This window comes from Desulfatiglans parachlorophenolica, assembly GCF_055394735.1.
Map to the genome: position 1 here is coordinate 1,381,521 of NZ_AP042460.1, position 24,777 is coordinate 1,406,297.

Genomic DNA, 24,777 nt, shown 5'->3' on the forward strand with positions numbered 1-24,777 from the left:
TTACCCTCCGAAGCCGTCTCGGAGCCTTATCGCTGCATCCTTGACAAGTGGGTAGACCATCACGGTTTTCACTTCCGCTCCATGACGCTGATGGGCGCGGTCCATCCGGCCTCGACCACTGGTTTCCCCCAGAACGATAAAGTTGGCGGCCCGGTAACACCCTCCGTGAAACCGTTCCCGGTCCACCAGCGTTTCCACCAGCCAGGGATCGATCCCATAATGATCCCGCCAGTCCTTTCGCAGTCGCCGAAGCACGCAGGAGAGCAACGCACTGGCCAGATTGCGTATTCTTGGCAGCACCAACAGCCGGCTGTTGTTCACAATCCGTTGAAGACTTCGCTCCCGTGCCGCATCGTCCCAGCCGATCCATCGATCCCTGACCCTCATCCGCCAGGCCGGGCTGGAAAACTGTACGCATCCGACCACTTGCCGTCCTGGCTTCATCACGTAGACCAGGTATTGAAGCCTCGCCCCGAACGGCATGGCATATCCCAGGTAGTGGTGCCGGCTCACAAGATCCTTGAAAAGACTGCGCTGTTTCTGGCTCTTCACCACCTCCACATCCAAGGGCAAAAACGACTCCACACTCCCCGCCAGTCCGGCCCATGGTTGCTCGCCTGTCTGGGGCGCAATGTGCCGCCTCGTGCCTTTCTTCGGTCCAATCTGCCGAGCTTCCGGAAGTTTCAAAAACCCCTGGCCTTCCAGCCGTTCCAAAAAGTCCAAACATTCGCAAGCTTTCAGTCCGCCATTGGCTCGGCGCCACTCCAGCAACTCGCACACCGTATGCGAGAGTTCGGTTCGGCTGATTCCTGCACAGGTCTCGACCACTTCTTGCATCAAAAAAAGCTCTTCGCGCGTAAACTCCCGACCACAGAATCGCTGATTGTCTATTGCGGTGATCATCCCAGTCCTCCTTTACCATTTTTCCATAACAAAGAAATGGGGCAAAGTCCAGCAAAAAATGATCATCTCCGCAAAAAAGTGCTTTCATCGTTGTCCCGAGCTATTGCCCTTGGGAGATCTAGAAAAAAGGGTATATCGTCTCCCCGATATGCTATTTCATCCACAAACAACCAATGCCTAGGCTTGCACAGTGCCTAACTCGCTATGATTGTTATTTTTTAGCGTGGTTCCAAAAGAGCCGCACCCAAATGATTTCGCGGTAGAACTCAATTTGCGAACCAATAAGAAAATTCCAGAAGATGTGCGGGAAGCTTCATGTCCTTCAGGAGGCCTCCCCGCTGAGCCTGGGGCGCCGGCAAGAGGGCCTTTGCGAACTATTCCTCCACAAACAGGTATGCGAAGACCTTCGCGTCGGACAGGATGTCGGGGATCGGGCACGATTCGTTCGGTTGGTGGGCGGTTTGCGGCGCCGTGCACCAGACCGCGGACGGGTAGCCCGCCCTCCTGAAAAAGGCGGCGAAGGTCCCGCCCCCGATGCCCATCGGCCGGGCCTCGCGGTTTGTCACCCGCATGATGGCCCGCATCAACGCCTTGACCACCGGGGCGTCGGCAGATGTCGCCTCGGTCGCCTCCTGACGCTGAACCACTTGAATCTCCACCTTCAGATCCAGTTCCTGGGCCACCTTCGCAGCGATATCCCCGATCGCCCCCATAACCGTTTCAACGTCGTATAGAGGCAAAATACGGCAGTCCACATAGAAGACCTGTTTTCCCGGAACAGTGTTCACGTTGGGGACATTAGCCTCGATCTTGGTGCACTCGAAGGTAGAGACCGGCGGGCTGAAGAGCGGGTCTTTCTTGCCGAAGCGGGATTTGATCCTGTCGAGCGCGACGATCAGCCGCGCCGCACCATACAGACTGTTGTTGCCCAGATGCGGTGTGCTCGCGTGCGTCTGCCTGCCCGTCACCGTCACTTTCAGCCAGAGCATGCTCTTCTCGGCCACCTCGATCATGGTTCCGGTCTCGTTGCCGGAATCCGGAACGATGATCCAATCCGATTTCTTGAACAGGTCCGAGCGTTGGGCCAGGAGCTGCACCAGGCCGAATTCGCTCCCGGTCTCTTCGTCCGCCACGATCGCCAACCCCACGGATCGGGTGAGGGGTACGCCCGCATCGAGAACGGCCTTCAACGCGAGATACGAACTGACGATGCCGTGCTGGTTGTCTTCGACCCCCCGGCCAATCACCCGGTCGTCTTCGATCACGACCTTGTAAGGATCGCTCTGCCACAGACTCAGATCCCCGGGGGGAACGATATCCGCGTGGCTGAGGATCCAGAGCGTGGGTGCCTCCGATACCTCACCCCAGCGGGCGATGAGATTAGGCCGATACCCTGCCGGAACGCGGGAGTCCAGGGCGTGAATCTCCTCGAGCATCGCGGGATTCAGCTCCTCCAGGAGGGTCTTTACGTACGCGATCTTTTCGTGCTCGCCCGTACCTCCGTTCTCCGGCCCGAGCGCCACCCGGGCCGTCAACTCGGTCTGCAGCCGGATGACGTCCATGGCACTCGCATCGATACGGGCAAATATCTGGTCCAAATGGTTCAGCATTCCTTTCTTTCCTCCTCGATACAGTTCAGGGATGGGGCGCAGGCGGGGTTTGAAAGGCCCGAAAGCAGTGCAATTCGGTGCATGATCTCCGGCATGAGAAAATCGATCTCGGGGAAGGGCGGCTGGACCGGAGGGCCGAAACGCACGCTCACCCGGATCCGTCGTCGGCCCTTCGGGGTGTACTCGATTCCTGCCGGCACCAGGGGCACCTCGAGCCGCCCCAGGACGAGGCGTACAACCCCGTTCAATCCGGGTCCCATACGCCGCGGGTAGTAGGTCCCTTCGGGGAAGACTACCACCCCCTCGCCGCTCCGAAGAAATCCGACCAGGCGCTTCAGGTAACGTCGGCTTTCCAGCGGATGCCGCCGATTGAGGGGCACCCCGCCGAGGGAATGCAGCAGCCAGCTGACGACCGGGTGCTCGAACAGCTCGACCTTGGCGACGTAGTACAGCACCTGGGGCGCGCTGAGCGCAAGCAACGGGATGTCCTCCCAACGCTGGTGTTTGGCGAGGAGGAGAAATGCCCCCTCTTCCGGCACATGGTGCGCCCCCTCCACCCTGAGATTGAAAAATGGGCGGAGACTCAGTCCGGCAACCATCCGGGTCAATCGGCAAAACCCTTCCCGCCGCCGACAGGGGATGTCTTTTCCCATCTCGAAGCGCAGACCCCGGGCATGCGGGCCGGGCGGCAACCCGCTCAGGTCTTTGCCCCGCCCGACGCGGCTGTCGCGTCGCTCATTCAACCGTCACGCTCTTGGCCAGGTTCCGCGGCTGATCGATGTCTCGGTTCAGGAACTTCGCGCAGTAATAGGCGAGAAGCTGACAGGGGATTACAGTCAAGATGGGGTTCAGGAAAGAGAGCGTCGGGGGGATCTCGATGACCTCATCGACCAGTTCCCGGATCTTCGCATCGCCCTGGGTTGCAACAGCGATCACCGGGCCCCTGCGGCTCTTCACCTCCTGGATGTTGCTGATCATCTTCTCGTACATGTCGTCCTGAGGGACGATCGCCACCGTCGGCATCTCGGGGTTCACCAGCGCGATCGGCCCGTGCTTCATCTCCCCGGCCGGATACCCCTCGGCGTGGATGTAGGAGATCTCCTTCAACTTCAGAGCCCCCTCCATGGCGATCGGGTAGTTGTACTTCCGCCCGAGAAAGAGCCAGTTCGAACAACGATAGTAGTTTTCGGCGATGGCCTCGATGTGGTTTGCCTGGGCGAAAATGGCGTTGATCTGTTCCGGAATCCGCTGAAGGGCCCGGATGGCCTCGATGCCGTCGGTAAGCGACAGGTTCTGATGGCGTCCGAGCAGCAGTGCCAGGAGGGTCAGAATGGTCAGCTGCGAGGTGAAGATCTTGGTCGACGCCACGCCGATCTCCGGCCCGGCATGGTTGTATACGCCCGCATCGGTCTCCCGCGCAATGGAACTCCCCACCACGTTGACAATCCCGAGAAGCGATGCGCCCTTCCGCTTCGCCTCCTTGATGGCCGCCAGGGTATCGGCCGTTTCGCCGGACTGGCTCAGGGCCAGGATAAAGGTATTGGGCGGGAAATTCAGCTTGCGGTAGCGGAACTCGGACGCGAGTTCCACCTGCACGTCGATCTCCGTCAATTTTTCGAAGACATAGCGGCCGACGCACCCCGCATAGAAGGAGGTCCCGCAGGCCACGATCACCAGATGCCGGCAGTCCTTCAAACGGTCCCAGACGGGCATGATCCCGCCGAGCTTCGGCACCCCCTCGGCCGGTTCGAGCCTGCCGCGCATGGCGTTTTCGATGGTGTTCGGCTGTTCGTAGATCTCCTTCAGCATGAAGTGCGGGAACCCGTTCAGCTCGACATCTTCGCCACGCCATTCGACCGTCTCCACAACCCGCTTGACGCTGACCGCCTGCACCGTGGAGATCGACACGTCGTCCTTGGTGAGGACCGCCAGTTCATTGTCCTGCAGATGAATGACCTGATTGGTATACCGGACCATGGCTGAAACGTCGGAGGCCGCGAAGTGGCTGCCGTCACTGAGGCCGATGATCAAAGGGCTGCCGCGCCTCGCCACCACGATCCTGCCCGGCTCGTTGCGGTGGATCACCGCGATGCCGAAGGTCCCCTCCACCTGCCCCATCGTCTTGCGGACCGCCTCGCTCAGGCTGCCGTCGTAGTGAAGGGCGATCAGATGCGCGAGCACCTCGGTGTCGGTCTCCGACCGGAAATGGACACCCTCCTGCTGCAGCCTCCTGCGCAGGGAGTGATAGTTCTCGATGATCCCGTTGTGGATCACGTACACGTTCTCTTTCCCATCCCGGTGGGGATGGGCGTTTTCTTCCGTCGGCGCCCCGTGGGTGGCCCAGCGCGTGTGCGCGATCCCACTCTCGCCGATGATCTCGATCCCGGCGATCTTCTTCTCCAGTTCCACGATCTTTCCCACCGCACGGTAGCAGGCGATCCGGTTGCCGTTCTGCACCGCAATCCCCGCCGAATCGTATCCGCGATACTCCAACTGCTTCAGCCCTTCGATCAGGACCGATTTGATATCCCGCGGCCCGACATAACAGACGATTCCACACATAAGTTCCTCTTCCGAATCCTGCGCTTCAAGTTTCAGGTTCCACCTTTCGGGCCTCAGCGCGCAAGGTCCGCGGCCCCAATGGGCGTATGTCCCGTTTCAGGGGACAAGCATCCCATTTTAAGACTCAAGTCCGGCTCCTTACCCCAGATTCCATCCGGAAAATGGTCTTTTTTGCCAATCTCGGCGTCGATGTGCACGTTTGCTCGTGCGGCGACCACCAGGTCGCCTCCGCGCAACCGCTTGATTTCATTGATATTGCCAAACCGGGACCCGCCGCGAAGCGGTGGGACTGCACACGCGAAGCGTGTGAAGAAAAAATCCTCATTTCCGGATTGGAAACCGGGTATACCGGAAAATCATTTCCGGATGGACACCCTATAAAAAACTAGAGGTTAAAGCTCGAAACGTAAGAATCAAAACGTAAACCTTCAAACCGAAAATCGAAATATCGCCCGTCCAATCCAAACGGACAATCAATCACCCGGAGGCCTTTGGTTCAATATCAAAAAATACACTCATCCAGGATCAGCCGGCCCATATCGGGTGCGCGGATGCCGAGCTTTTCTCCGTGCATCCCCATGACCGCGATGCAGACCCCCTCTTTTCGGTCCGGGTCGATGACATAAGCACTCAACCAATCGACTTTGTGGGTGTTTGTCGGATCGTTGATGGTCCCGGTCTTGGCCCCTATTTCCATCGCATCGAAAGGTTTTTTTCGGGTGAGGCGCTTGATCGTTCTGCGGCAGGTCCCGCCCTTGACCGTCTCCTGCATCAGGACCCGCAGCTTCCGGGCTGTGGCAGCCTCGACGGGCCTGGCCATCACGGCGGGCTCCGCCCTGTAGAGGGTACGGCCCGATTCGTCCTTCACCTCCTCGACCAGCCAAGGCACCATCATGACCCCGCCGTTGGCGACGGCCGAGGAGAAAAGGGCGCCGTGAAGCGGTGATATCAGGGTCCGTTTGTTGAAGCCCGATGCGATCTCCGCCAGGCCGAACGCCGTCTCCGGCACCTCGATCCGGCTCTCTTCCAGGGGTAGATCGAACGGAATAGGATAGTTGAACATGAAGCGACCGGCGTAGTCGTTCAACACATCCTGCCCCAGGGTGAGGCTGCCGAGTTTTCCGAAGACCGGGTTGATCGAGAGTCCGAAGGCCTCTTTCAGCGGCACTTCATGCGTGTAGCGGCTGCGCTTGTCGTTCAACTGGCTCTTATAGAGCGTATAGCGGCCGCCGTTGTAATAGAGGGGGCTTTCGGGCATCAGGCCGGCCACCTCGATCGCCGCCGCGGCCGAGACGATCTTGAACAGACTCGCCGCCGGGAAACACGCCTGCAGGCAAATCTCATTCCCTCCGCCGTTCGCGTCGTAGCCGGCCAGCGCAAGAATCCGCCCGCTGAAAGGATCCATGACCACCGCCGCCGCCTTGATGGTCTGGGATTTCTTGAGAAGCGCCGCGACGGCGGATTGAATCGCTGCATCAAGGCCGGTCTTGACCGTCAGGGGTTTCCCTTCGAAGTGAACGACACGGCCGCTTTCGCCCGCGTAAAGCAAGGGGTCGAAATCCTTGAGGATCGGCCAGAGATCCTCCCGCGTCCGGATAATTCCTTCCCAGGCGGTCCTATCGGGTTTCCCCGCCGCCGGGGTCTTCTTGCCCGCATCCTGAGGCTCCGAGCGCCATTGCGAGATCAGCGATCCGCAGAGCAGGGCGACCGCCAGCAGCGCAAACACCCCGCCCGCGCAGACGAAAAAAAACGACAGACGATCCGGTGCCAGACCCTTGCCTCTTCCTCGGCGCAGGCTGCGCTGGTAATCCCTCCACCACCCACCGTTGCTTCGATTCGGCATGGCCTTAATCTGCTGAGAGATGGCTGCGCCCTCCCATATAAGGTTTCAATGCATCGGGTATCCGCACGGTTCCATCGGCCTGCTGGTAGTTCTCGAGGATGGCGACGAAGGTTCTGCCCACGGCCAGGCCCGACCCGTTGAGGGTGTGCACCAGGGTCGTCCCCTTCTGCCCCCTGGTCTTGAAGCGGATGTTGGCCCGCCGAGCCTGAAAATCGGTAAACGTGCTGCAGGAGGAGATCTCCCGGTAAAGCCCCTGCCCCGGCAGCCAAACCTCGATATCGTAGGTCTTGGCCGCGGAAAACCCCAGATCCCCCGTACACAGCGTTACCACCCGGTAAGGGAGTTCCAGCCGCTGAAGGATATCCTCGGCGTCCCGGGTCAACCTTTCGAGTTCCTCCTCCGAGTCCTCCGGACGGGTGAACTTGACGAGTTCCACCTTGTTGAACTGATGCTGGCGGATCAGACCGCGGGTGTCCTTGCCGTAGGAGCCCGCCTCCGACCGGAAGCACGGCGTGTAGGCGACGTAGTGGCGGGGCAGGTCCTCCGCGTCCAGGATCTCGTCCCGGTGGATATTGGTCACCGGCACCTCGGCGGTGGGGATCAGGTAAAGGTCCCAATCCTGGATCCGAAAGAGGTCCTCCGCAAACTTGGGAAGCTGCCCCGTCCCCGTCATGGAGGCGCTGTTCACGAGAAACGGGGGCAGGATCTCGGTGTAGCCGTGCTCCTGCGTGTGGATATCGAGCATGAAGTTGATCAGGGCCCGTTCGAGCCGGGCGCCGGCGCCGCGGTAAAGCGTGAAGCGCGCCCCGGAAAGCTTGGCCGCGCAGGCAAAATCCAGGATACCCAAGGCCTCGCCGATATCCCAATGGGCCTTGGGGTCGAAGTCCATCCCGGCCGTGCTCCCCCAGGTCCTCGCGACCGGGTTGTCACGCTCTTCGCGCCCGACCGGAACGCTCGGGTGCGGCATGTTGGGGATGATCATCAGCAGCCGATCCACCTCCTCCATAATCGCGGCGAGAGTCTTCTCTTTGTCCTTGATCTGCGAGGAGACCTCCCGCATCTGCTCGATCCGCTCGGTGGCATCCTCGCGCCGTTTCTTCATCGCTGCGATCTCTTCGCTCACCTGATTGCGCCGGCACCTCAGGTCCTCGAGGAGAGTGAGCCCCTCCCGGCGCTCCTGATCCAGCCGCTCGAATGCATCCAGATCGAGATCAGAGTGCCTCTTTTGAATCATCTCCCGAACGGCGTCGAGATTGGCCCGTACAAATTTAAGTTCCAACATGATTCATTCCTCCGGGCAAAACCCCTTTGAACAGGGGCCACGCAGCAGCCTGAACCGGCAAGCGCACACGCCCCTCGATCCTTCATTCTTCTTTCGTCTCTAAACAGCGCGGCCGCCGGATCGCCCCTCCTCCCGCTGAAGGCCCTCACGACCCTCATCCCACACCAGTTCCACACAGTAGGGGAAGTGATCGGAAGGGTAAAGCCCGTTATCGGACCGATCCCGGAGTATGCGGGCCCGCGAAGCCCGAAGCGGGTCACCCGCCAGGATCCAGTCGATTCGAGCAACTTGCGGGATGCCGGTAAATCCGTGATGCGTGAAGCTCCTTTCGCCCCCGGCCAGGCCGAGATCCTCCCAGGTGTCGTTGAGTCCGGTCGCGGGGGCTGTCAGGATCCGGTGGACATCCGACCCGGGCGCATCGTTGAAATCCCCGAGGAGCACTACCGGCGGCATCTGCCCGGTCACCCACTGGGCGATGATCCCGGCCTGCCGGATGCGCGCCTCGGTGCCGATATGATCCAAATGGGTAACCGCTGCGGTCAGCAGACGTCCGTTTCCACGCATCTTCAGCCTCGCCCAGCTCATCATGCGCGGAAAGGCGCTGTCCCAGTCCTTGCTCCGGTGCACCCCGGGCGTCGTCGAGAGCCAGAATTCCCCGCCGGCAGCAAGCTCGAAGGCGTCCAGGCGATAGAAAAGGGAGGGATACTGGCAGGTGTCATCCCAGAAGCGGTCGGGGGCGTGCAGCCTGTATTCAGAGAGATTTTTCTCCAGGTATCGCAGCTGCGAGGGCAACCCCTCCTGGGTGCCAAGCAGATCGGGGCGATGCCGTTCGATCAACCCCGCGACCTCCGAGCGCCTGTTTTCCCAGGCATTCGCGCCGTCCCGCTGATTTTCGAAGCGCAGGTTGAATGTCATGACAAACAATGCAGAGCGAAGCCTCCCGTCCGATCCCGGCCGGAGCGGGCGCATCCCGCCCTCATCCGGAACCTTCATCAGCCCGTACGTTCCCTTCCGGAGCGGGGCACAATCGAATTATCATTGCAAATTGCAAGCGACTTGGCAATGGGCAGATCGTGCCCATACGGAAATGATTAGCCGGCAAGTACCCGTTTCCCATCCGGAAATGAGGGTTTTTCGTCAATATCAAGGAAATCAAGCGGTTACACCGATATGACCTGGTGGCCGCCGCACAAGCAAACGCACAAATCGACGCCGAGATTGGCCAAAAAGACCGTTTCCGGATCGAAATTCGGCAACAGATTCCGCGCCGCGCGGACGCAATCCATCACCCGGGGAGACCGCCGGACGGACGGAGCGGTGCAACACATTCGGGTCCGGCCGGCCGACATTAGAGGATGTCGAACGGAGAACGCCAATCGGAATGGTCGGGCAGGGGTTTTGCAGGCGCCCACCAGCGCGAATCGTCATACGAACGACCATGATCCGTAGTCCCACAACCGATCATCCCGCTTAGAAAAAGCACACTGATCAGCAGCACGGCAGTAACCTTGAGGATGCGCTTCACCTTGCCCATGAAATGTTCCACTCCCCTTTTCTCCTGGAGGTTTGCAGTCTTCGACCGGTCGAGACGCCCCGGACCGATGTCTTCGATGAACCGGCCCCCACATTTACCCAAAAACAGGTGGAATGGCAAGGTTATTCTCGACAGACACGCCCCTGCACAAAAATGTGAACATGAATCCCATTTTTCTATTTTTCTGTCTATCCACCTATTGTATAGTAATCTAGAGGTAAAGACACCCAAGATTGAGGGTTAGGGGTCTCAGCATCCTCTCCGTCTTCTGAGTTTGCCCGCGCACCACCACCGCGCTCGAAGCCCATCGGATGCGTCGTCCGGGGGCTTTATCGCTTCCGGGAAAGGGTCCCTCCAACATGACCACATTTGACAAGTACCCTCCTCCACCCCGTTTTGGAGAAACCTATGCCGGGCTCAAGACCATCATCGAGGCCGTCCCAATCGGGATTATCGTCTTCGATGAAACCGAAGAGGTCGTTTACGCGAATGACCTTGCCGAAAGGCTCTTTGCCAAGAGGCTGAAACCCGATGGGCCGACGATCCGATGTGGGGACTTCATCGACTGCGGCAACCGCCACCGCGACCCGCGTGGATGCGGGTATTCACCTGATTGTCCAACCTGCCCCCTCTTGAGGGCGATCCGCTCGGCCCTGGCCGCCGAAGCCCTCAACCCTGTCCAGACCGGCGAGGCGCCGATCGCCAGAGACCCCGGATTCGAACCTATGTGGGTGAAGTATAGGGTTCGGCCCGTCCAGCTCGACACCGAACGAATTGCCGTGATGGCCATCGATGACCTCACCGAGCAGAAGCAGGCCGAGGCCGAGGCGGAAAAGCTGCGCGCGCACCTCGCCCAATCTCAGAAAATCGAATCGGTCGGACGTTTGGCCGGCGGGGTGGCGCATGAGTTCAACAACAAACTCATGATCATCCTTGGATATATCGAACTCGTCATGAACCAGATCGACCTGGCCAGCCCCCTTCAGGAGGACCTTTCCGCCATTCAGGATGCCGCACTCAAATCAGTGGATCTGGTCAAGAAACTGCTGGCCTTCGCGCAGAAACAGACCGTCCTACCCGAGGTGCTCGATCTGAATCGGAAGATCTCAGGCATAATGAGTATGCTCGAATATCTGATCGGGGAGCGCATCGTTCTCATCTGGAAACCCTCAGCCGATCTCTGGCGTATACAAATCGACCCTTCCCAGATCGACCAACTCCTCATCAATCTGGCACTTAACTCACGCGATGCCATTGCGGGAACCGGAACACTCACGATCGGGACACAGAATATCCACAAGCAAAACTTGTCCGCCGAAGGGGGAGAAAACGCGGTGCCCGGTGATTATGTGCAACTCCTCGTGCGGGACGATGGTTGCGGGATGACCCCTGAAATCCGGCACACCCTCTTCGAGCCTTTCTTTACGACCAAACCGGTTGGACAGGGCACGGGCCTTGGCCTTTCGGCCGTCTACGGCATCGTCTCGCAAAACAGGGGCTTTATCCGCGTTGAGAGCAGCCCTGCTCAGGGTGCAACCTTTAGGATCTACCTGCCGCGTGCCGAAGGAACCGGAAAGAGTACTCGAGACTACACCGCCCCAGTACGAACGTCGATTCCCGAAAGAGGCAAGACCATCCTCCTCGTCGAAGACGATCAGAGTCTCCTAGGCCTCGTGAAAACGATTTTGGAGCGCCATGAGTACAGTGTAATCAGCGCCGCAAATTCGAGAAAAGCACTCAAACTGGTTAAAGAAGATCCAGATCCGATCCACCTATTGCTCACAGATATTTTTATGCCCGATATGGATGGCTTGACCCTTGTGAAGCATGTCACCGCCTTACGCCCCGAAATCAAGGTGCTGTACATGTCCGCCTACCCACCGGATACGCGCTCTCTCACACAACGCAAAGATCCAGCTCTCGGTTATCTTCGCAAACCTTTTGCGATCGACGATCTTGTCACGAAGGTGCGCACTCTCCTGGATACATGAAAACCAGCCTGAACAAGAATTAAGACCTTCATTTCTCTTCAAGTAAATCTATATTATTCAATACTGTCTTCGTGCAAAAATTCTTAGACACTACTATATTCTTCAAACAACACTCTAATTCACTGACGCTGAAAGGCTTTTGAAGAAACACTGTATCTTTTCCAAAAGGCATGCTCTCTCCGATAAAATCGGTCGCATAACCCGACATAAATAAGATTCCGATGCCCGGAATCAATTCCGCAATATATTTCGCTAGCTCTTTTCCATTCATATCTGGCATAATTATATCAGTAATAAGAAGATCAACCTCATCTAATAACTTTTGTGCTATATTCATCGCCTTCAAGGGATTTCCAGCTGCAAACACTTGATACCCCATATTTTGCAGCATTTTTTCCATAAGCCTGAGCATCACTGGATCATCTTCCACCAAAAGAATCGACTCAACATCTCCCTGTGAGTTCATGTTTGTATTCAATGGTTTTTCAAGCATTTTTTCTTCATGGACCTCATCCCGTGGCATATACATTTCAACACTGGTGCCGTTGCCGACTTTGCTATGGATATCAATAAATCCTCCATTCTGAGCCACAATGCCGTAAACAGTGGAAAGCCCCAAACCGGTCCCCCTGCCTAATTCCTTGGTCGTAAAAAAGGGCTCGAAAACCTTACTCAAGACCTCTTCGCTCATACCACACCCATCATCGAGAACTGAAAGAACGACATATTCACCGGGAGTCGCATTGGAAAATCTGCTACAGAATGACTCATCCAAGACTATATTTGATGTTTTGATAACGATATTTCCAGTTCCGGAAATTGCATCACGGGCATTGACACAAAGATTAGCAAGCACCTGATCCAACTGTACCGGATCAAATTTAACATTCCATACGGTTTCTCCAGGAAGCCATTCAACCTTGATATCTTCACCAATCATCCTTTTCAACATCTTGAGCATCCCTACCACAATGACGTTAACATCAACAATTTTTTGTAAAGCATCTTGCTTCCTTGAAAAAGCCATAAGTTGACGAACAATATCAGAAGCACGTCTAGTAGCCACAACGACTTCTTTTAGATTTTCATATACTATGCTATTTATATCTATTTGTTCTATTGATAATTGTGTAAATCCTAGAATTGCACTTAAAATATTATTGAAATCGTGAGCTATCCCGCCAGCCAACCTCCCAACAGTTTCCATTTTTTGAGCATGGAACAACTGTTCTTGTAGATTTCTTTGCTCGCTGATATCCAAAACAAACCCGAGAATACTTTTCTCTCCTTCATAGATAATATAAGTAAAGCCAACCGCCATACTAAATAAATCACCGCTTTTTTTAACTCCCTTCGTTTCATAATATTTTGGCAAATCTTTTCCATTAAGATGAATGCTCTGCTGCTGCAGCAAAAGAGTTATCGCTTCAGGAGAATAAATATCTTCTAAAGCCAGCCCTAAAATCTCCTCCTCTGAATCGTATCCAAACATATGTACAAAAGCGGGATTGACGAAGCGATACTTACCAGATTGGATTATTCCAATCCCGATCGGTGCAGATTCGATCACATTTCTGAACCGCTTCTCCCACTGAAATAGCTCCTCCTGGCTTTTTTCCTTCTCAGCCATCTCACGCTCAATCCACTCATAAGAAGCAGTCAATTCTTTCGTTCGGCGCAATACACGCCGCTCTAGCTCAGCATTGCTGTTTTTGAGCAACTCCTCATCCCGCTTGCGCTGCACTGATATTGCATACAACGCAGCCAGACTCTTGAGCACAGCGAGGTCATTCGAGGTATAAGGCCGGACGCCTTGTGCAAGCGTAATCTGTCCCATCAGACAGCCGTCTATAAGCGCCGGCACCGATATGATGCGCCGGATCGAGCCACAGCCCGAGTCATTCTTCAACAAGGATTCTTTATGGGAGAAAACTCGCCCCCAAAGAGCGGGATTATCTTCGAAGAGCGTAATTGCCCCCGCAACTTTACAGATATCCCATATTCCCATATCAAAACTTCGAGATGGCATCACTCCCCTCTCAGGGTCGAGAAGCCCCACAAAACCAGTCGGGCTTTCTGTCAAGAACATGGCGTAATCCAGCACACTGGTCAGTATGTCTTCAACCGAGGGCGAAGCGATAAGAATACCCCCCAGCCGCGCCAAGGACTCATTGACGTACTTTTCATGCTCCAGCGCCCGCTCTTTTTCCTTTCGCTCAGCCACCTCCAACGCCAGAATCCGATTGTTTTTCTCGATTTGCCCGCGAGCTGCATCTGCTGCTTCCAGCCGTGCATGGAGCATCCCGTTTCGCGTGTGGATGTTGAAGGCCTCGACCACACCGGCCAAGAAGAAGAGTGCCAGCACCGACATCGCAATAGGGAGGTGCCATGGCTCCAAAAGCCCGAATATCTCCGATTTCGGCCTAAGGGTAAGTAGGGAAAGTGGAAAATCGCCCACCTGCTGGCGAATGGCCAGGACATCCCTTCTCTCGGTGCCACCTGTTTTCACGGGGATGAAGGTCGGCTCCCGGAATTTCATGCCCTGAAGAACGGCTCGGTCTATTTGCCGAACAGATTGGTTCTGCTCTCCGGAGGCAAAAAGCTCCCCTCCCTCGCAAAGAATGAAGTACACTCCTCCTGGATTTCCATCTTCTTGACCGGCAAGGAGAACCTCCAAGGCCGCCGGTGCAAGCCGGGCCAGAATCTGTCCTTCATATGCCCCCTTGAACCAATAAGGACATGAAACAATCAACTCTGGCACAGCCCCATGATCCTCATGCCCGATCGAGAGAAAGGCATCCGACCGATTGCGTGTCAGTAAAGAACTCCAATCCCTCAAACCGGATGGCGATTCACCAAGACCACAGGCTCGCATAAGCGGCTCCCCATCGCGGCTGACCAGGATTACTTCCTGGTAAATAGGAACCCCTCCGATACGACGTTCATCAAGCAGTCGTCGAAAATTGTTTTCGATCATCTGAAGGCTAGCCCCGAGCCCGTACTGCATAGACATTCCGAGCGCTTCATTGGCGAAGTAGGTATCAATGGCACCGCCCTCTACCAGTCGAACCATGTCATTGTACCGTTCTGAAAAAAAATATGATATTGCAGTGCTTCTTTGCACGGTTTCGTCAAGAACATTTTTGATGGCCAACTCTCTAGCCTTGACTTGCCAATAATAATCTATGCTCACCAGAAAACCGACAAACAGCACCAAGCACACTGTCATCGTTAAAACAGCAATTCGTGAGTGTTTAAAAGATATAGATTTTATGAAGCCCATATTCATCGCTATATGGGCGGAATGTATTTCTTTCATTTAAAAAAACGAGGAAAACAATAAGTCAATCCAGGATAATATTTTCTCAAAAGTTCACCATATGCACCACTCTCATTGAACCTCTGAAAAAACAGATTAAAATTTTTTCTCAGCTCTTTATCTGACTTCCTGAATGCGACAGCCATCTCCTGTTCACGGGAAACGGGACCAATGACCTTGATCTGCTCAGGCCATTTCCGTAGGGCGACCAGCACATCCGGCACATCCAGTATCAATGATTGGGCATGCTTGTGGAAAATCACAGCAGGTATCATTTCATTCAACAAGCCCGGAAATTCGACGACTTCCGCGCCGGCTTCAGCCAGGTGATACAGGGTGCCGTCAAGGCACGTACCACCTTTCACGAGCACGGTAAGACCGGCCATCGACCGTTTTACCAAGGCGATGTCTTTTTCGATCTTTCCTGACGGACGGATAGGCTGCACAGGCGAATCAGCCGGAACCAAAAACCATACTTGGGTCGGGAAAGTCGGGACAGAGTAATCGACAATCTGCTCCCGCCAAGGCAAAACAGTAAGCCCACTGGCCAGGATATCCCCCTTGGCAGGCTGGGAGGCAAGCAGCCGAACCTGACCCTCCTCGACCGTGAACCTGTTGCCAATCAGATCGACAATGGCATTTTCCCAAGTCGTCTCTATAAATTTATAATTTACGCCTAAATATTCCGCAAAGCGTTCCATCAGTTCTACGTCAAGCCCATCGCCACGCCCAGTGATAAAATTTGCATATGGGACACCAAGATGGCGCAACATTCCACTTTCTTTTATATATTTTAAGTCTTGTCCATATGTTATACCCGCCAATACGATCGAACAAAATAAACATATACACACGATACATGCATTATTTTTTAGATTATATCTAATTATCATACGATTTATCATTTCATGTTGTAAATGGTCATATTAATGTCGCATTGCTTCCTATTTTTTTAAACAATTTCCCTGTCATGCAGCCGAGATCCCCGATACCCTTTATCGGTCGGCTGAAAAGGGGAGCCAAAATAATGGACAGGGATGGAAACGCTTTTTGCAGCTCCTGAATTCGCCCTATCTGCTCTCGGCGAACAGCCCGGCAAAATGAGCAGTCGTTTGCTGGATTGATCATGTTCACGACAAGCTGCCCGCAATCGAGCCCCGTCTTCCCGGCTGCTTCACGAAGTCGTTTAAACTCCTCCACAGCCATCCGTTCGGGGGTCGTTACCCCTATGAAGGTCGTCTGCATGGAGTCAGAGAAGGTTTGCCTTATTTTCTTAACGGCCTGAACCAGATTCAGGGCCTTTTCGGCCAGCCGGCTCAGCCGGACCACACCCTTATACTTTATCAGCAACCTGAAAAGGGTATAGGCCCATCGTCGGATCAGATCGGGAGATTCGAGAAAACGCAGAAAATGGCCGGTAGGTGCTGTGTCAAGCACATAGAGATCAAAGGCTTTCTCCTCCATCAACCCGACGATTCTTTCCATCGCCATCATTTCATCCAACCCCGGAGGGGAAAAGGCCAGGAGATTTGTCATGATCTCCCGATCCATTTTCAGATCGAAACCATTGGCCAAAAAACGACTGAAAAGCTCGTTTATCTCGTCCGTAAACTCCTTTCTGAATCGCCCAAAGAGTTCTTCCGGATCGATTTCGATAGCGTAGAGGTTATCCGCAAACGGCAGGCCGGGTTCTCGCGCACGGCATGACACAGGTCCAAACGCCACTGGAGTCGGGCTGTTTCGGATCGGTGCATCGAGAACGTCGCTCAATGAGTGGGCAGGATCCAGTGAAAACAGGAGGACTTTCTTGTCCGGGTGTCGGCAAGCCAACTCCAAGGCCACAGCCGCCGCGATGGAGGTCTTTCCAACCCCGCCCTTCCCCCCTACAAGAACAAAACGGACAAGGGAAGGAAAACCGAGAACCCGCTCTTCTGGTTCCGGCGGCAGATCCACCCCTGGTGGTGGAGGCACAGGATCGGCCCTGCCTGCCAACACATCGCCTAAATGAAGCAAAGCAGGGACTCCATAGACCTCACCTGGAAAAAGCGGGATCTCGATCAGTCGGTAGGAGGAAAAAATTACCTCGGCCTCAGCCAGATGCCGCGCCTGTTCCTTTTTTCTCAGCAGACACCATGGGCAATCACTGTCGGCGATCACCCGATTCACAAAAATCTCTCTGACGGATAAATGCAATTCCTTCAATCTCCGCAAGAGTCTGACCGTCTCCGCGATGACCATCGGCTCGGGGAGGGTCACAGGAATGAACCGGGTTCGATCCGCATTTCCCAGGAGTCTCTGCAGATTTTCAAGCTGGCAGGAAAGCTCTTCCAGAAACCGATCGCAGTGGTCTTTTTCCCAGGACTTGCGCGTGATATGGGTTTTCATGTAACGATACTTGCCCTGCATCAACTCGAGCACCTCGATCCACTGCAACATCTGAACGGGCAGGCCAAGCATCCGGACGGTATGCCCGGTTGGAGCTGTATCGACGACAATGTGGTCATACAATCCCTCGTCCAAAAGCCGAGCGATTTCGAGCATGGCCATGACTTCATCGATCCCCGGAATGGATAAATCAAGGAATTGAGAGATATCCTCCTGGTCAAAATAAGTGCCGCGATCTGCGAGATCTCTCAAGGCGCGCTCGTTCTTTTTCCTGAAAGTCTCCGCGCGTTCCGAGGCATCCAGTTCCCAAGCGAAAAGATCCCCTACCGCACCCGATCTCGATTCGATAATATTGGAAATCTTTCTATCTGAGATAAAAGAACTGTCAGGTAAAAACGGCTCATACGGAATGGGTGTAATCCGGCCGCCGAGGGGGACCATCAGCGCATCGGTCAGAGAGTGCGCCGGGTCCGTCGATACGAGAAGGATCTTTTTTGGCTGAACACAAGCCCTGGCAAGGTCAAGAGCTATGCCAGCCGCAAGCGTCGTCTTGCCGACTCCCCCCTTGCCGCCCACCAGAATCAATCGCAAGGTGTCGCCTTGCAGGTAATGACGCATAGCACACCTATGCAGAGGGTTGGAATTGAACGTCTCTTATGTCAACGTTTCTGAAGACGCATTTGCAGGAGGTTGTTCTTGATACGGATAGAATGCCCTGTCGGCTCCACTTCCGCAGGCAGTTTCATATCTACCCGCAAGGAAGCCCCGATTTTATGTGATCGCAGCGTTAGACGGCAACCATCGATATCGACCTTGAGATCGGACTCTGACACTCCTTTTACTTCCAACAGCACGGCGACATGCGTACCTTCATCGAAAATGTCAACCAACCGATCCCTGCTATGCGCGGAACAGTTTCCTTTTCCTAAGATCCACCAGTGGAAAAACACTGGTTCACCCGTCCGCAGGTCGACTTTTCTCCTTTCGAAACAAAGGATCGGACACGCAAATGTCTTGACCGCGATTGGGTTGATGACTGCCTTGATGACATCCAATACGTAGGCAGGATCCTGAGAACCGAGCAGATCACAAAGCTCCCGGATGCTGGCATGCCCCTTTTCCCAAAGATACCAAAGGATTTCCTGCCCATCGAAATCGAGTTGAAGGGCCAGTTGCTTCAGGGTCTCGGCACTCACTTCGAAAAGAGACAATTGGTAGATCAACATCCGCCATCTTTTGAGCTCATTGGCTACAAACCAGAGTTTGGCTGATTTACCGGGTCCTGCGTTGCCATAGACAACGCAGATGACTTCCCGCATTTTCAACAGGCAATACTGCCGTTCGCTAAAGATCCGACGGATCGAGGCCAGAGGTACGGCCACTCTGATCTTCGGCCTCAGGTAAAGAATGAGCCGTTGATCCGTCAAGAAGCTCTGAACCGGGCGCCACCCTGAAAACGGATGGTTCCGATAGGCGCACTGCCCCTTCAAGAGCAAGGTCTCCGAATCCTCCAGTTCAGGGACATCGTCGACTCTGAAAGGAAGGGTGCTTTTTGGACAACTGATACGCATAGACGTAACGACCTCATCTCATTCATTTCCGGATTGGACACGTGCCTGTGCTTCATAGGCATTTCCGGATAGGACCTATCTCGGAAATCTCCTCGAGTAATCCCTCCAGAACTTGCACACCCTCCCTGACGGTATCGAGGTCTCCATAAGCAATGGCCTGCTTCAAATCCTGAACCGTACTCATCACCTTTTCCATAAAGGCAGGCGGATCCGTATTCTCTTCTTGTTGGAGGAAGGACAAGGCGGATTGGATCAAATCGGCCGCACGGATATGGGCTTCAGCGGTCTCTTTCGCTCGGTTGTCCGGTTCTTTTTGCGATTGCGCCTCTCTGAGCACTTCCGAGACTCTTGCCGGAGAAAGCAGATGGATCGCGTCGACGGTTATTTCAGCCTGTTCGCCGGTATAGAGTTCTTCGGCAGAAACCGTGACCATGCCGTTCACATCGATTTGAAATGACACCTCCACTTGGGCCTTACCTTTAGGAAGAGGGGGAATGTCAGATAATTCAAATCGACCGAGGCTGAAATTATCCTTTGCCATCTCCCGCTCACCCTGGAGGATATGGATGGACATTTCCGTCTGTTGATCTTCTGCGTTCGTAAAGATTTGACTAGCCGTAAGAGGAATCGAGGCATTCCGGGTAACGATGCGTGCAAAGAGCCCCCCCTGCACCTCCACGCCTAGGGAAAGAGGAGTGACGTCGATCAGGACGCGATCCCGCACTTGCCCCGTAAGGATCCCCGCCTGCACACCCGCCCCCAGAGCGACCACCTCATCGGGATTGAGGTGCGTATAAGGTTCCTGACCAAAAAAATCCCATACCAACCGCCGGATAATCGGCATTCGGGTAGAACCGCCTACCAGAATGACGCGGTCAACCTTCGCAGTTGAAACACCGGCATCAGCAAGAGACTGACGGGTGGCGCGGACAAGCCGCTCCCTTAAATCAGCCGTCATGTTTTCAAAGGTCTCCCGATCCACCCGGGTTTTCAACATACGCCATCCCTCGCCGTCCTTCCCCGGTAAGGCGACCGAAATGCCAACGTTGGGATAGAGTGAAAGGCTTCGTTTGGACCTCTCGCACGCTTCTTTCAGGCTCTGCCAAGCCCTTGGATCCTTCTGCAGCTCGACCTCGTGATGTTCAGCAAAAAGACGGGCCGCATAGGCCGCCAAACGTTCGTCCCAATCGTCTCCTCCGAGCTGCGTATCTCCGTTGACCGCCTTTACATGAAAAATCCCCTTCCCCAATTCGAGGATGGATACGTCGAACGTGCCCCCTCCGAGATCCCAGACAACAACCGTCTGAATATCTTCCTGATGAAGGCCGTAGGCCAACGCCGCGGCAGTCGGCTCATTGATGATGCGCAAGACCTCCAGACCGGCCATTTGTCCTGCCTCTTCGGTCGCCTGCCTCTGTCCGTCATTGAAATAGGCGGGAACAGTAATGACAGCCTTGGTAACGGGTTCGCCGAGAGCGCGCTCCGACTCGCCCTTGACGTGTTTCAGAATCCACGCGGAAATCTCTTGGGGTGAGTAGGCCCTTCCATTGATCACAGCCCGAAAATCCGTACCCATATGCCGCTTCACGGACGAGACCGTTCTTTCGGGATTGGCCGCAGCCTGGCTCATCGCCACGGCCCCTGCAAGGCGCTCGCCCCGGGGTGTCTCGGCATAAACCGATGGAATCAAAATACGCCCATCTAGGGTGGGGACAACCTTGGCTTTGCCTCCATCCATAATGCCCACGACCGAGTAAGTCGTTCCCAGATCGATGCCGATGACTCTTCCCATTCTCTCACCCTTTCACAACACCTCGGCAGGACAGGTAGTTTCCAGCCGGAAATGGTCATTTGGGCCAACCTCTGCGTCAATCTGCACGATTGCCCGGGCGGCGAGCTACAGCTCCTCTCAGCGCAAAGGCTTGATTTCCTTAATGTTGACCAGACCGGGACTCATCCCGCAAGAATGGGGCTGAGCGGCGAAGCCGCTGAAGAAACCGGGCCAGCCTGCTCACCATCATATCCCGACAGCCTCCGCCCTTCTCTCCAACGCTGCCAGCATGCCATGAGGATCAGCGGTTCGGAGTCTTACGTTCAGCCCCCCTCGAATCGTCACCTGCAAGTCATCCTCGCGCAAATCTTCCCCATCTGCTTCCCCCACGAACACGATTTCTTCGATATCGACCAGCGGGCTTTGGAAAAGCACATTTTCAACCTCGCCCTGTATGAGCATCATCCGCTGATCAGTAACATAAAGATGCCCATACCGCCAAGTTCTATAAAGGCCGCTCTCGTCGAAGCAGGCGCCTATCATTTTAAAGAGAATGGTTTCCCCGCGCAATAGGGCCGCCATTTTCCGCGCATGGGTACCACTCTCCTCACTCCTGAGCTTCCTATCCCAATCCCGCATCAAACCCCATTCGAGCATGGTCTCCATCCCAGCCAGGGCCGCCCGAAGCTGAACCCCAACCAGGGGGATCCCGGCTAAAGAAATGATGAGATCTGCATTGATGATCACTCCTTTGTCCAGAACTCTCTCCAGTAAATCCACAAGAGCCCCATTGCAATTCCGAGTGGGAGTCATTGCCAAAGATGCCTCCTCTTCAAACGAAACTATAGGGTGGCCACGGGCCAGTGAATCGAACTCCAAACCCCTCCAAATGTTCGATCTTCTCCAATTCTTCTCCCAGGGCCTGGACCCCTTCCTGCTGGAGCAGACAAGAAAGATTCATCATCATTGCCCTTTGCTCAGACTCCTTCTCTGAAATCTTCCCGACATGGAGATCCACCACATGCGTTTTGATCATGGCGTAAAATCGATCGAACCACTGCTCTGCCAATCGCTCCATTTCCCGCTTCATAAGGGTTTGCAGCTTTTCACGATAAAGATAGGCTAGGCCGCGCGGTTTTGATTGGATATCCTTTTGCAGTCGGCAGATCTCCGGATTTTCCGCAACGGCTTTCCTCGCGATACATTCTGCATCCCAGAAGACCTGAATCCCGTATTCCGCTTTTCCCTGAAGCTCCGCAAGTTTTCCCCTGAAGCGGTCATACTCCCTCTCGAGCCACCCTTTGACCGCCTCATCCGGGCCTTGGTCGCAGTTTCCCAGGATGATCGTGTCGAACCCCGCAGGAATCACCGTACCGACCTTTTCCCAAGCTGCATCCACCACCCGCTGGTGGGCCAGGACCCATCCCTTGACGGTCGCCTCGTCTTTAGACTGGTATGCCTTGCCCCCGCAACCGTGCACAAGGGCGGATAGATCCCTGAAAGACACGGTGCGGACCTCGTTTTCCTCAACCCCGATAGGCCCTAGGCTCATAGGTTCGTCAGTCTGGATAACCCCGTAGACATAGAACCCTTCAAACGATGGGTCTCGGCAGTCCTCGGACGGATCAGAATCGCACGTCATCCCTCGATCCGCCGGGTCCGGGATACCACCGGGCAACCGGCTTTCAGGCTGGATAGAATCAAGCTGAAGGGGCGGCAAATCTGAGGAGACAGCGACTTGGGCTCTCAGTTCCTCTTCGAGGGCCTGCCGGACCATAGCCCTCAGTTCCGGAATCATGGCCTTGCGAATCATATCGCTGATCATGGCCCGCCCTTCAGCCAACATTGTGCCGGCCTCCTCGCGCACCAGCTCCTCGATCATCGCCTTCAGCATCGTACTCATCGCTCGAAAACCCCTCAATCGATGTGTTTGTCGGACGTCTGCGTCAAGAGAAGATCGTCAACGATGCGGTCGAGGTCTCTTCTTACCGACCGCACCGACTCTGAAACGCCCTGATCCCGCTTGATGCCTTCAATGGCTTGATCGAGTTCCATTAAGGCGCATCCCAGCCGCTCCATTTCTTCCTCGGTCAGGGTGCCCCCATCCATCCTTTTCAAGGCCTGCAGCTTGAGGGTATCGCGGATGATCTCCACCAGCGCCATGACGAGGCCCAAAACCCCGTGTTTGAAATTCTTTTCATCGATATCGATAGCCATCTCTCACTCTTCTTGAATCCGAACAGGGGCATGCCTGGCACTGACCCAACCGCACCACGGACACCCCTCCGTCATCAATGTGTGCGCAGAGACGCGCTTATCGCACTGCGGACACTGCTCCTCCAGATGTGCATGCCCCGGCGAACCATACGCAGGCAAGCGGGTGCCAGAGGGAAACTCGAGGCCATAGCGGGCAGCGGTCTCAAAGGAGGCCAACGCCGCCCTGATCTTGATGCCCAAAAGCTCCACACCGGCTACAGAAACAGCAATATCCGCATTGACAACCAATCCTTTATCCAAGATCCGGTCAATCAGGTCGGCCAATCCTTCCGCATGTCGATCTCTGTGCGGCTCCAATGCCATCGCTTTTCCCTCCAGTTCGCTCCCGCACTGCCGCGCCCGATAGCCGCGGATTGTCTTTGCCTGTTATTCCTCGGCCTCTTCTGTGTCGATCCGCTTACGCATTTTGATTCGTTTGAATCCCAAGACGCTGCCCTCTTCATCGAGTTGCACCCGGTAGGTTGCCAAGATATCCATCGCCTCGGGAATCGAACGTTTTTCGACTACCTCCAGATTCACCAACCACTCATCCCCTTCCCTCGCAGCCTCCAAGGTGGATGAGATATCCAGGCCGGTCAACTGGTTCAACTCCAATCTTGCCTGCTTCACGATTTGTGCAAGGCCCAGGGCCATAACAATGTTCCTCCACTTTCCTAAGTTTTTTCGATCCGGAAATTAGATCTCCTCTTTAAGCTCCCGTATCGCCTCCAGCCGTTCCATTACTTTCGCTTCCTCCTTTTCGTATTCATCATCGCTGATTTCGCCCATTTCGTGCTGCATTTGAAGCGTAAGCAATTCATCATGAATCTGTGATTCATCCGTCATTTCCTGAAGAGCGGATTCCCGAAGCTTTTTAGCAAGCCAGATAGTGAATTTCAAAGGAGAAAACAATATATCGTCGATAATAAATGCCATATCACATGTAACCCGTATCACTAATAATAAATGTCATACATAAAGATAAACCTTCACCATTTTACTTGGATTTCAACGAAATTACAGGGTGGAACCGGCCCAATATATTTAAATAAAAGTCTCTCCGAAAACGCGCTCGCCAATTCATCGACTGCTCGATCGAAATCCATCTCCAAGTCCTTTGTTACGAGAAATGCACTATTCGTGACCATTTGATCTCCAAAAACCCGATTCTCCCGGCGGTCTACCCACATACCTCTAAAAGCATCCAGAATACCCTTTTCTTCCTGCGCTCTCTTCTCATCCAACGCCTTTTTTACCATCTCCCCCAACTCGACCTGCAGGTGCTGAGGAAACTTTTTTTTCGCCAACAATCGATCCCTGAGCACTCGAATCTGACGGTTTTCATCCACAATCTCTTGAAATATCGAGTCTTTATCCTTCCAAAGAGCCTTCAATCCGAGTTCGATTTTATCTTCCATATAAGACAGCAAACCCATCAGTTCATCATAGCGTGCGTGCAGCAATTTTTTCTCTATCTGATCCAAGTCCTCTGCGATAGTGCCAAATCGCACCGGCAAGGTAGCATAATGCCGCATTGCCTCCTCCATGACCCGTTGATGAGCCATGGTATTTATTCTGGAAACGGGATATTTATCGATAGGCGAATCACTGATCACAGCCCACAAATCCATATGGTTAATCATATAGACTGATTTATCTTGTCCACCCATGCCTGTAGAACCGAAATTTTTCGGTTCACGACCCGACACAATCGCGTAAATATACTTTCCTTCTTTTGTCATCGGTTTAC

At 54.7% G+C, this 24,777-nt stretch carries 23 protein-coding genes; 2 read left to right on the plus strand and 21 right to left on the minus strand.

The features are described from left to right. From ACZ500_RS06550 to glmS, 4 genes are all read right to left on the minus strand, one after another. On the minus strand, positions 1-903 hold the full coding sequence (locus ACZ500_RS06550) for a DUF4338 domain-containing protein (RefSeq protein WP_464229930.1): 903 nt from the start codon (positions 901-903) through the stop codon (positions 1-3). A gap of 374 nt (positions 904-1,277) precedes the next feature. After that, positions 1,278-2,513 (minus strand): M20 family metallo-hydrolase, encoded by a 1,236-nt coding sequence (locus ACZ500_RS06555; RefSeq protein WP_464231704.1) that lies wholly within the window; start codon positions 2,511-2,513, stop codon positions 1,278-1,280. Then, positions 2,507-3,256: a lysophospholipid acyltransferase family protein gene (locus ACZ500_RS06560; RefSeq protein WP_464231705.1), complete on the minus strand. Its 750-nt coding sequence runs from the start codon at positions 3,254-3,256 to the stop codon at positions 2,507-2,509. Before ACZ500_RS06560 ends, ACZ500_RS06555 begins: the two co-directional genes overlap by 7 nt. Then, a complete protein-coding gene (gene glmS, locus ACZ500_RS06565; RefSeq protein WP_464231706.1) occupies positions 3,249-5,075 on the minus strand; it encodes a glutamine--fructose-6-phosphate transaminase (isomerizing) in 1,827 nt (608 codons plus the stop codon). The genes ACZ500_RS06560 and glmS overlap by 8 nt, the downstream gene beginning before the upstream one ends. Before the next feature lie 161 nt (positions 5,076-5,236). Here glmS and ACZ500_RS06570 point away from each other — a divergent pair, with 161 nt between their 5' ends. Further along, positions 5,237-5,464, plus strand: a complete 228-nt coding sequence (locus ACZ500_RS06570) for a hypothetical protein (protein ID WP_464231707.1) — start codon at positions 5,237-5,239, stop codon at positions 5,462-5,464. 113 nt (positions 5,465-5,577) lie between these two features. On the opposite strand, the gene ACZ500_RS06575 is transcribed toward ACZ500_RS06570, so the two are convergent. The 5 genes from ACZ500_RS06575 to ACZ500_RS06595 all read right to left on the minus strand — a co-directional run bounded on the left by ACZ500_RS06575 (position 5,578) and on the right by ACZ500_RS06595 (position 9,836). After that, a complete protein-coding gene (locus tag ACZ500_RS06575; protein ID WP_464231708.1) occupies positions 5,578-6,918 on the minus strand; it encodes a penicillin-binding transpeptidase domain-containing protein in 1,341 nt (446 codons plus the stop codon). 4 nt (positions 6,919-6,922) lie between these two features. Further along, positions 6,923-8,200: a serine--tRNA ligase gene (gene serS, locus ACZ500_RS06580; protein ID WP_464231709.1), complete on the minus strand. Its 1,278-nt coding sequence runs from the start codon at positions 8,198-8,200 to the stop codon at positions 6,923-6,925. Between the two features lie 99 nt (positions 8,201-8,299). Continuing rightward, positions 8,300-9,169 (minus strand): endonuclease/exonuclease/phosphatase family protein, encoded by an 870-nt coding sequence (locus tag ACZ500_RS06585; RefSeq protein WP_464231710.1) that lies wholly within the window; start codon positions 9,167-9,169, stop codon positions 8,300-8,302. A 191-nt stretch (positions 9,170-9,360) separates the two neighbouring features. Then, on the minus strand, positions 9,361-9,489 hold the full coding sequence (locus ACZ500_RS06590) for a hypothetical protein (protein ID WP_464231711.1): 129 nt from the start codon (positions 9,487-9,489) through the stop codon (positions 9,361-9,363). 59 nt (positions 9,490-9,548) lie between these two features. Continuing rightward, on the minus strand, positions 9,549-9,836 hold the full coding sequence (locus ACZ500_RS06595; protein ID WP_464231712.1) for a hypothetical protein: 288 nt from the start codon (positions 9,834-9,836) through the stop codon (positions 9,549-9,551). A gap of 257 nt (positions 9,837-10,093) precedes the next feature. On the opposite strand from ACZ500_RS06595, the gene ACZ500_RS06600 reads away from it, so the two are divergent. Further along, complete coding sequence (locus tag ACZ500_RS06600; protein ID WP_464231713.1) at positions 10,094-11,725, plus strand: response regulator; 1,632 nt, start codon at positions 10,094-10,096, stop codon at positions 11,723-11,725. A 28-nt stretch (positions 11,726-11,753) separates the two neighbouring features. Here the strand turns inward: ACZ500_RS06600 and ACZ500_RS06605 are convergent, their stop codons facing one another. From ACZ500_RS06605 to ACZ500_RS06660, 12 genes are all read right to left on the minus strand, one after another. Further along, positions 11,754-15,014 (minus strand): ATP-binding protein, encoded by a 3,261-nt coding sequence (locus ACZ500_RS06605; RefSeq protein ID WP_464231714.1) that lies wholly within the window; start codon positions 15,012-15,014, stop codon positions 11,754-11,756. Positions 15,015-15,040: 26 nt separating this feature from the next. Next, positions 15,041-15,817 carry a transporter substrate-binding domain-containing protein gene (locus ACZ500_RS06610; RefSeq protein WP_464231715.1) on the minus strand — a complete coding sequence of 259 codons (777 nt, stop codon included), beginning with the start codon at positions 15,815-15,817 and terminating at the stop codon, positions 15,041-15,043. Between the two features lie 148 nt (positions 15,818-15,965). Next, entirely contained in the window at positions 15,966-18,047 is a 2,082-nt protein-coding gene (locus ACZ500_RS06615; protein WP_464231716.1) for an ArsA family ATPase, read from the minus strand. 41 nt (positions 18,048-18,088) lie between these two features. Next, positions 18,089-18,811, minus strand: a complete 723-nt coding sequence (locus tag ACZ500_RS06620; RefSeq protein WP_464231717.1) for an Hsp20/alpha crystallin family protein — start codon at positions 18,809-18,811, stop codon at positions 18,089-18,091. A 241-nt stretch (positions 18,812-19,052) separates the two neighbouring features. Beyond that, a complete protein-coding gene (dnaK, locus tag ACZ500_RS06625) occupies positions 19,053-20,792 on the minus strand; it encodes a molecular chaperone DnaK (protein WP_464231718.1) in 1,740 nt (579 codons plus the stop codon). Between the two features lie 225 nt (positions 20,793-21,017). Beyond that, positions 21,018-21,650, minus strand: coding sequence for a gas vesicle protein (locus ACZ500_RS06630; protein WP_464231719.1), 633 nt, complete (start codon positions 21,648-21,650; stop codon positions 21,018-21,020). Then, positions 21,604-22,674, minus strand: a complete 1,071-nt coding sequence (locus ACZ500_RS06635; protein ID WP_464231720.1) for a GvpL/GvpF family gas vesicle protein — start codon at positions 22,672-22,674, stop codon at positions 21,604-21,606. Before ACZ500_RS06635 ends, ACZ500_RS06630 begins: the two co-directional genes overlap by 47 nt. Before the next feature lie 14 nt (positions 22,675-22,688). Then, positions 22,689-22,988: a gas vesicle protein K gene (locus ACZ500_RS06640; protein ID WP_464231721.1), complete on the minus strand. Its 300-nt coding sequence runs from the start codon at positions 22,986-22,988 to the stop codon at positions 22,689-22,691. 3 nt (positions 22,989-22,991) lie between these two features. Next, positions 22,992-23,351, minus strand: a complete 360-nt coding sequence (locus ACZ500_RS06645; protein ID WP_464231722.1) for a gas vesicle protein — start codon at positions 23,349-23,351, stop codon at positions 22,992-22,994. Between the two features lie 63 nt (positions 23,352-23,414). Then, positions 23,415-23,681: a gas vesicle protein GvpO gene (gene gvpO, locus ACZ500_RS06650; protein WP_464231723.1), complete on the minus strand. Its 267-nt coding sequence runs from the start codon at positions 23,679-23,681 to the stop codon at positions 23,415-23,417. Between the two features lie 42 nt (positions 23,682-23,723). Beyond that, positions 23,724-23,963 (minus strand): gas vesicle protein GvpG, encoded by a 240-nt coding sequence (locus tag ACZ500_RS06655; protein ID WP_464231724.1) that lies wholly within the window; start codon positions 23,961-23,963, stop codon positions 23,724-23,726. Positions 23,964-24,016: 53 nt separating this feature from the next. Next, a complete protein-coding gene (locus ACZ500_RS06660; RefSeq protein WP_464231725.1) occupies positions 24,017-24,769 on the minus strand; it encodes a GvpL/GvpF family gas vesicle protein in 753 nt (250 codons plus the stop codon). Positions 24,770-24,777 lie beyond the last annotated feature (8 nt).

Coding starts and splice junctions, on each gene's coding strand:
- ACZ500_RS06585 (WP_464231710.1), bottom strand. CDS start 9,169: ATGCGCCCGCTCCGGCCGGGATCGGACGGGAGGCTTCGCTCTGCATTG.
- ACZ500_RS06645 (WP_464231722.1), bottom strand. CDS start 23,351: ATGGCATTGGAGCCGCACAGAGATCGACATGCGGAAGGATTGGCCGAC.
- ACZ500_RS06600 (WP_464231713.1), top strand. CDS start 10,094: ATGACCACATTTGACAAGTACCCTCCTCCACCCCGTTTTGGAGAAACC.
- ACZ500_RS06635 (WP_464231720.1), bottom strand. CDS start 22,674: ATGAGTACGATGCTGAAGGCGATGATCGAGGAGCTGGTGCGCGAGGAG.
- ACZ500_RS06640 (WP_464231721.1), bottom strand. CDS start 22,988: ATGGCTATCGATATCGATGAAAAGAATTTCAAACACGGGGTTTTGGGC.
- dnaK (WP_464231718.1), bottom strand. CDS start 20,792: ATGGGAAGAGTCATCGGCATCGATCTGGGAACGACTTACTCGGTCGTG.
- serS (WP_464231709.1), bottom strand. CDS start 8,200: ATGTTGGAACTTAAATTTGTACGGGCCAATCTCGACGCCGTTCGGGAG.
- ACZ500_RS06555 (WP_464231704.1), bottom strand. CDS start 2,513: ATGCTGAACCATTTGGACCAGATATTTGCCCGTATCGATGCGAGTGCC.
- ACZ500_RS06615 (WP_464231716.1), bottom strand. CDS start 18,047: ATGCGTCATTACCTGCAAGGCGACACCTTGCGATTGATTCTGGTGGGC.
- ACZ500_RS06605 (WP_464231714.1), bottom strand. CDS start 15,014: ATGAATATGGGCTTCATAAAATCTATATCTTTTAAACACTCACGAATT.
- ACZ500_RS06655 (WP_464231724.1), bottom strand. CDS start 23,963: ATGGCATTTATTATCGACGATATATTGTTTTCTCCTTTGAAATTCACT.
- ACZ500_RS06570 (WP_464231707.1), top strand. CDS start 5,237: ATGGTCTTTTTTGCCAATCTCGGCGTCGATGTGCACGTTTGCTCGTGC.
- ACZ500_RS06660 (WP_464231725.1), bottom strand. CDS start 24,769: ATGACAAAAGAAGGAAAGTATATTTACGCGATTGTGTCGGGTCGTGAA.
- gvpO (WP_464231723.1), bottom strand. CDS start 23,681: ATGGCCCTGGGCCTTGCACAAATCGTGAAGCAGGCAAGATTGGAGTTG.
- ACZ500_RS06550 (WP_464229930.1), bottom strand. CDS start 903: ATGATCACCGCAATAGACAATCAGCGATTCTGTGGTCGGGAGTTTACG.
- ACZ500_RS06610 (WP_464231715.1), bottom strand. CDS start 15,817: ATGTTGCGCCATCTTGGTGTCCCATATGCAAATTTTATCACTGGGCGT.
- ACZ500_RS06575 (WP_464231708.1), bottom strand. CDS start 6,918: ATGCCGAATCGAAGCAACGGTGGGTGGTGGAGGGATTACCAGCGCAGC.
- glmS (WP_464231706.1), bottom strand. CDS start 5,075: ATGTGTGGAATCGTCTGTTATGTCGGGCCGCGGGATATCAAATCGGTC.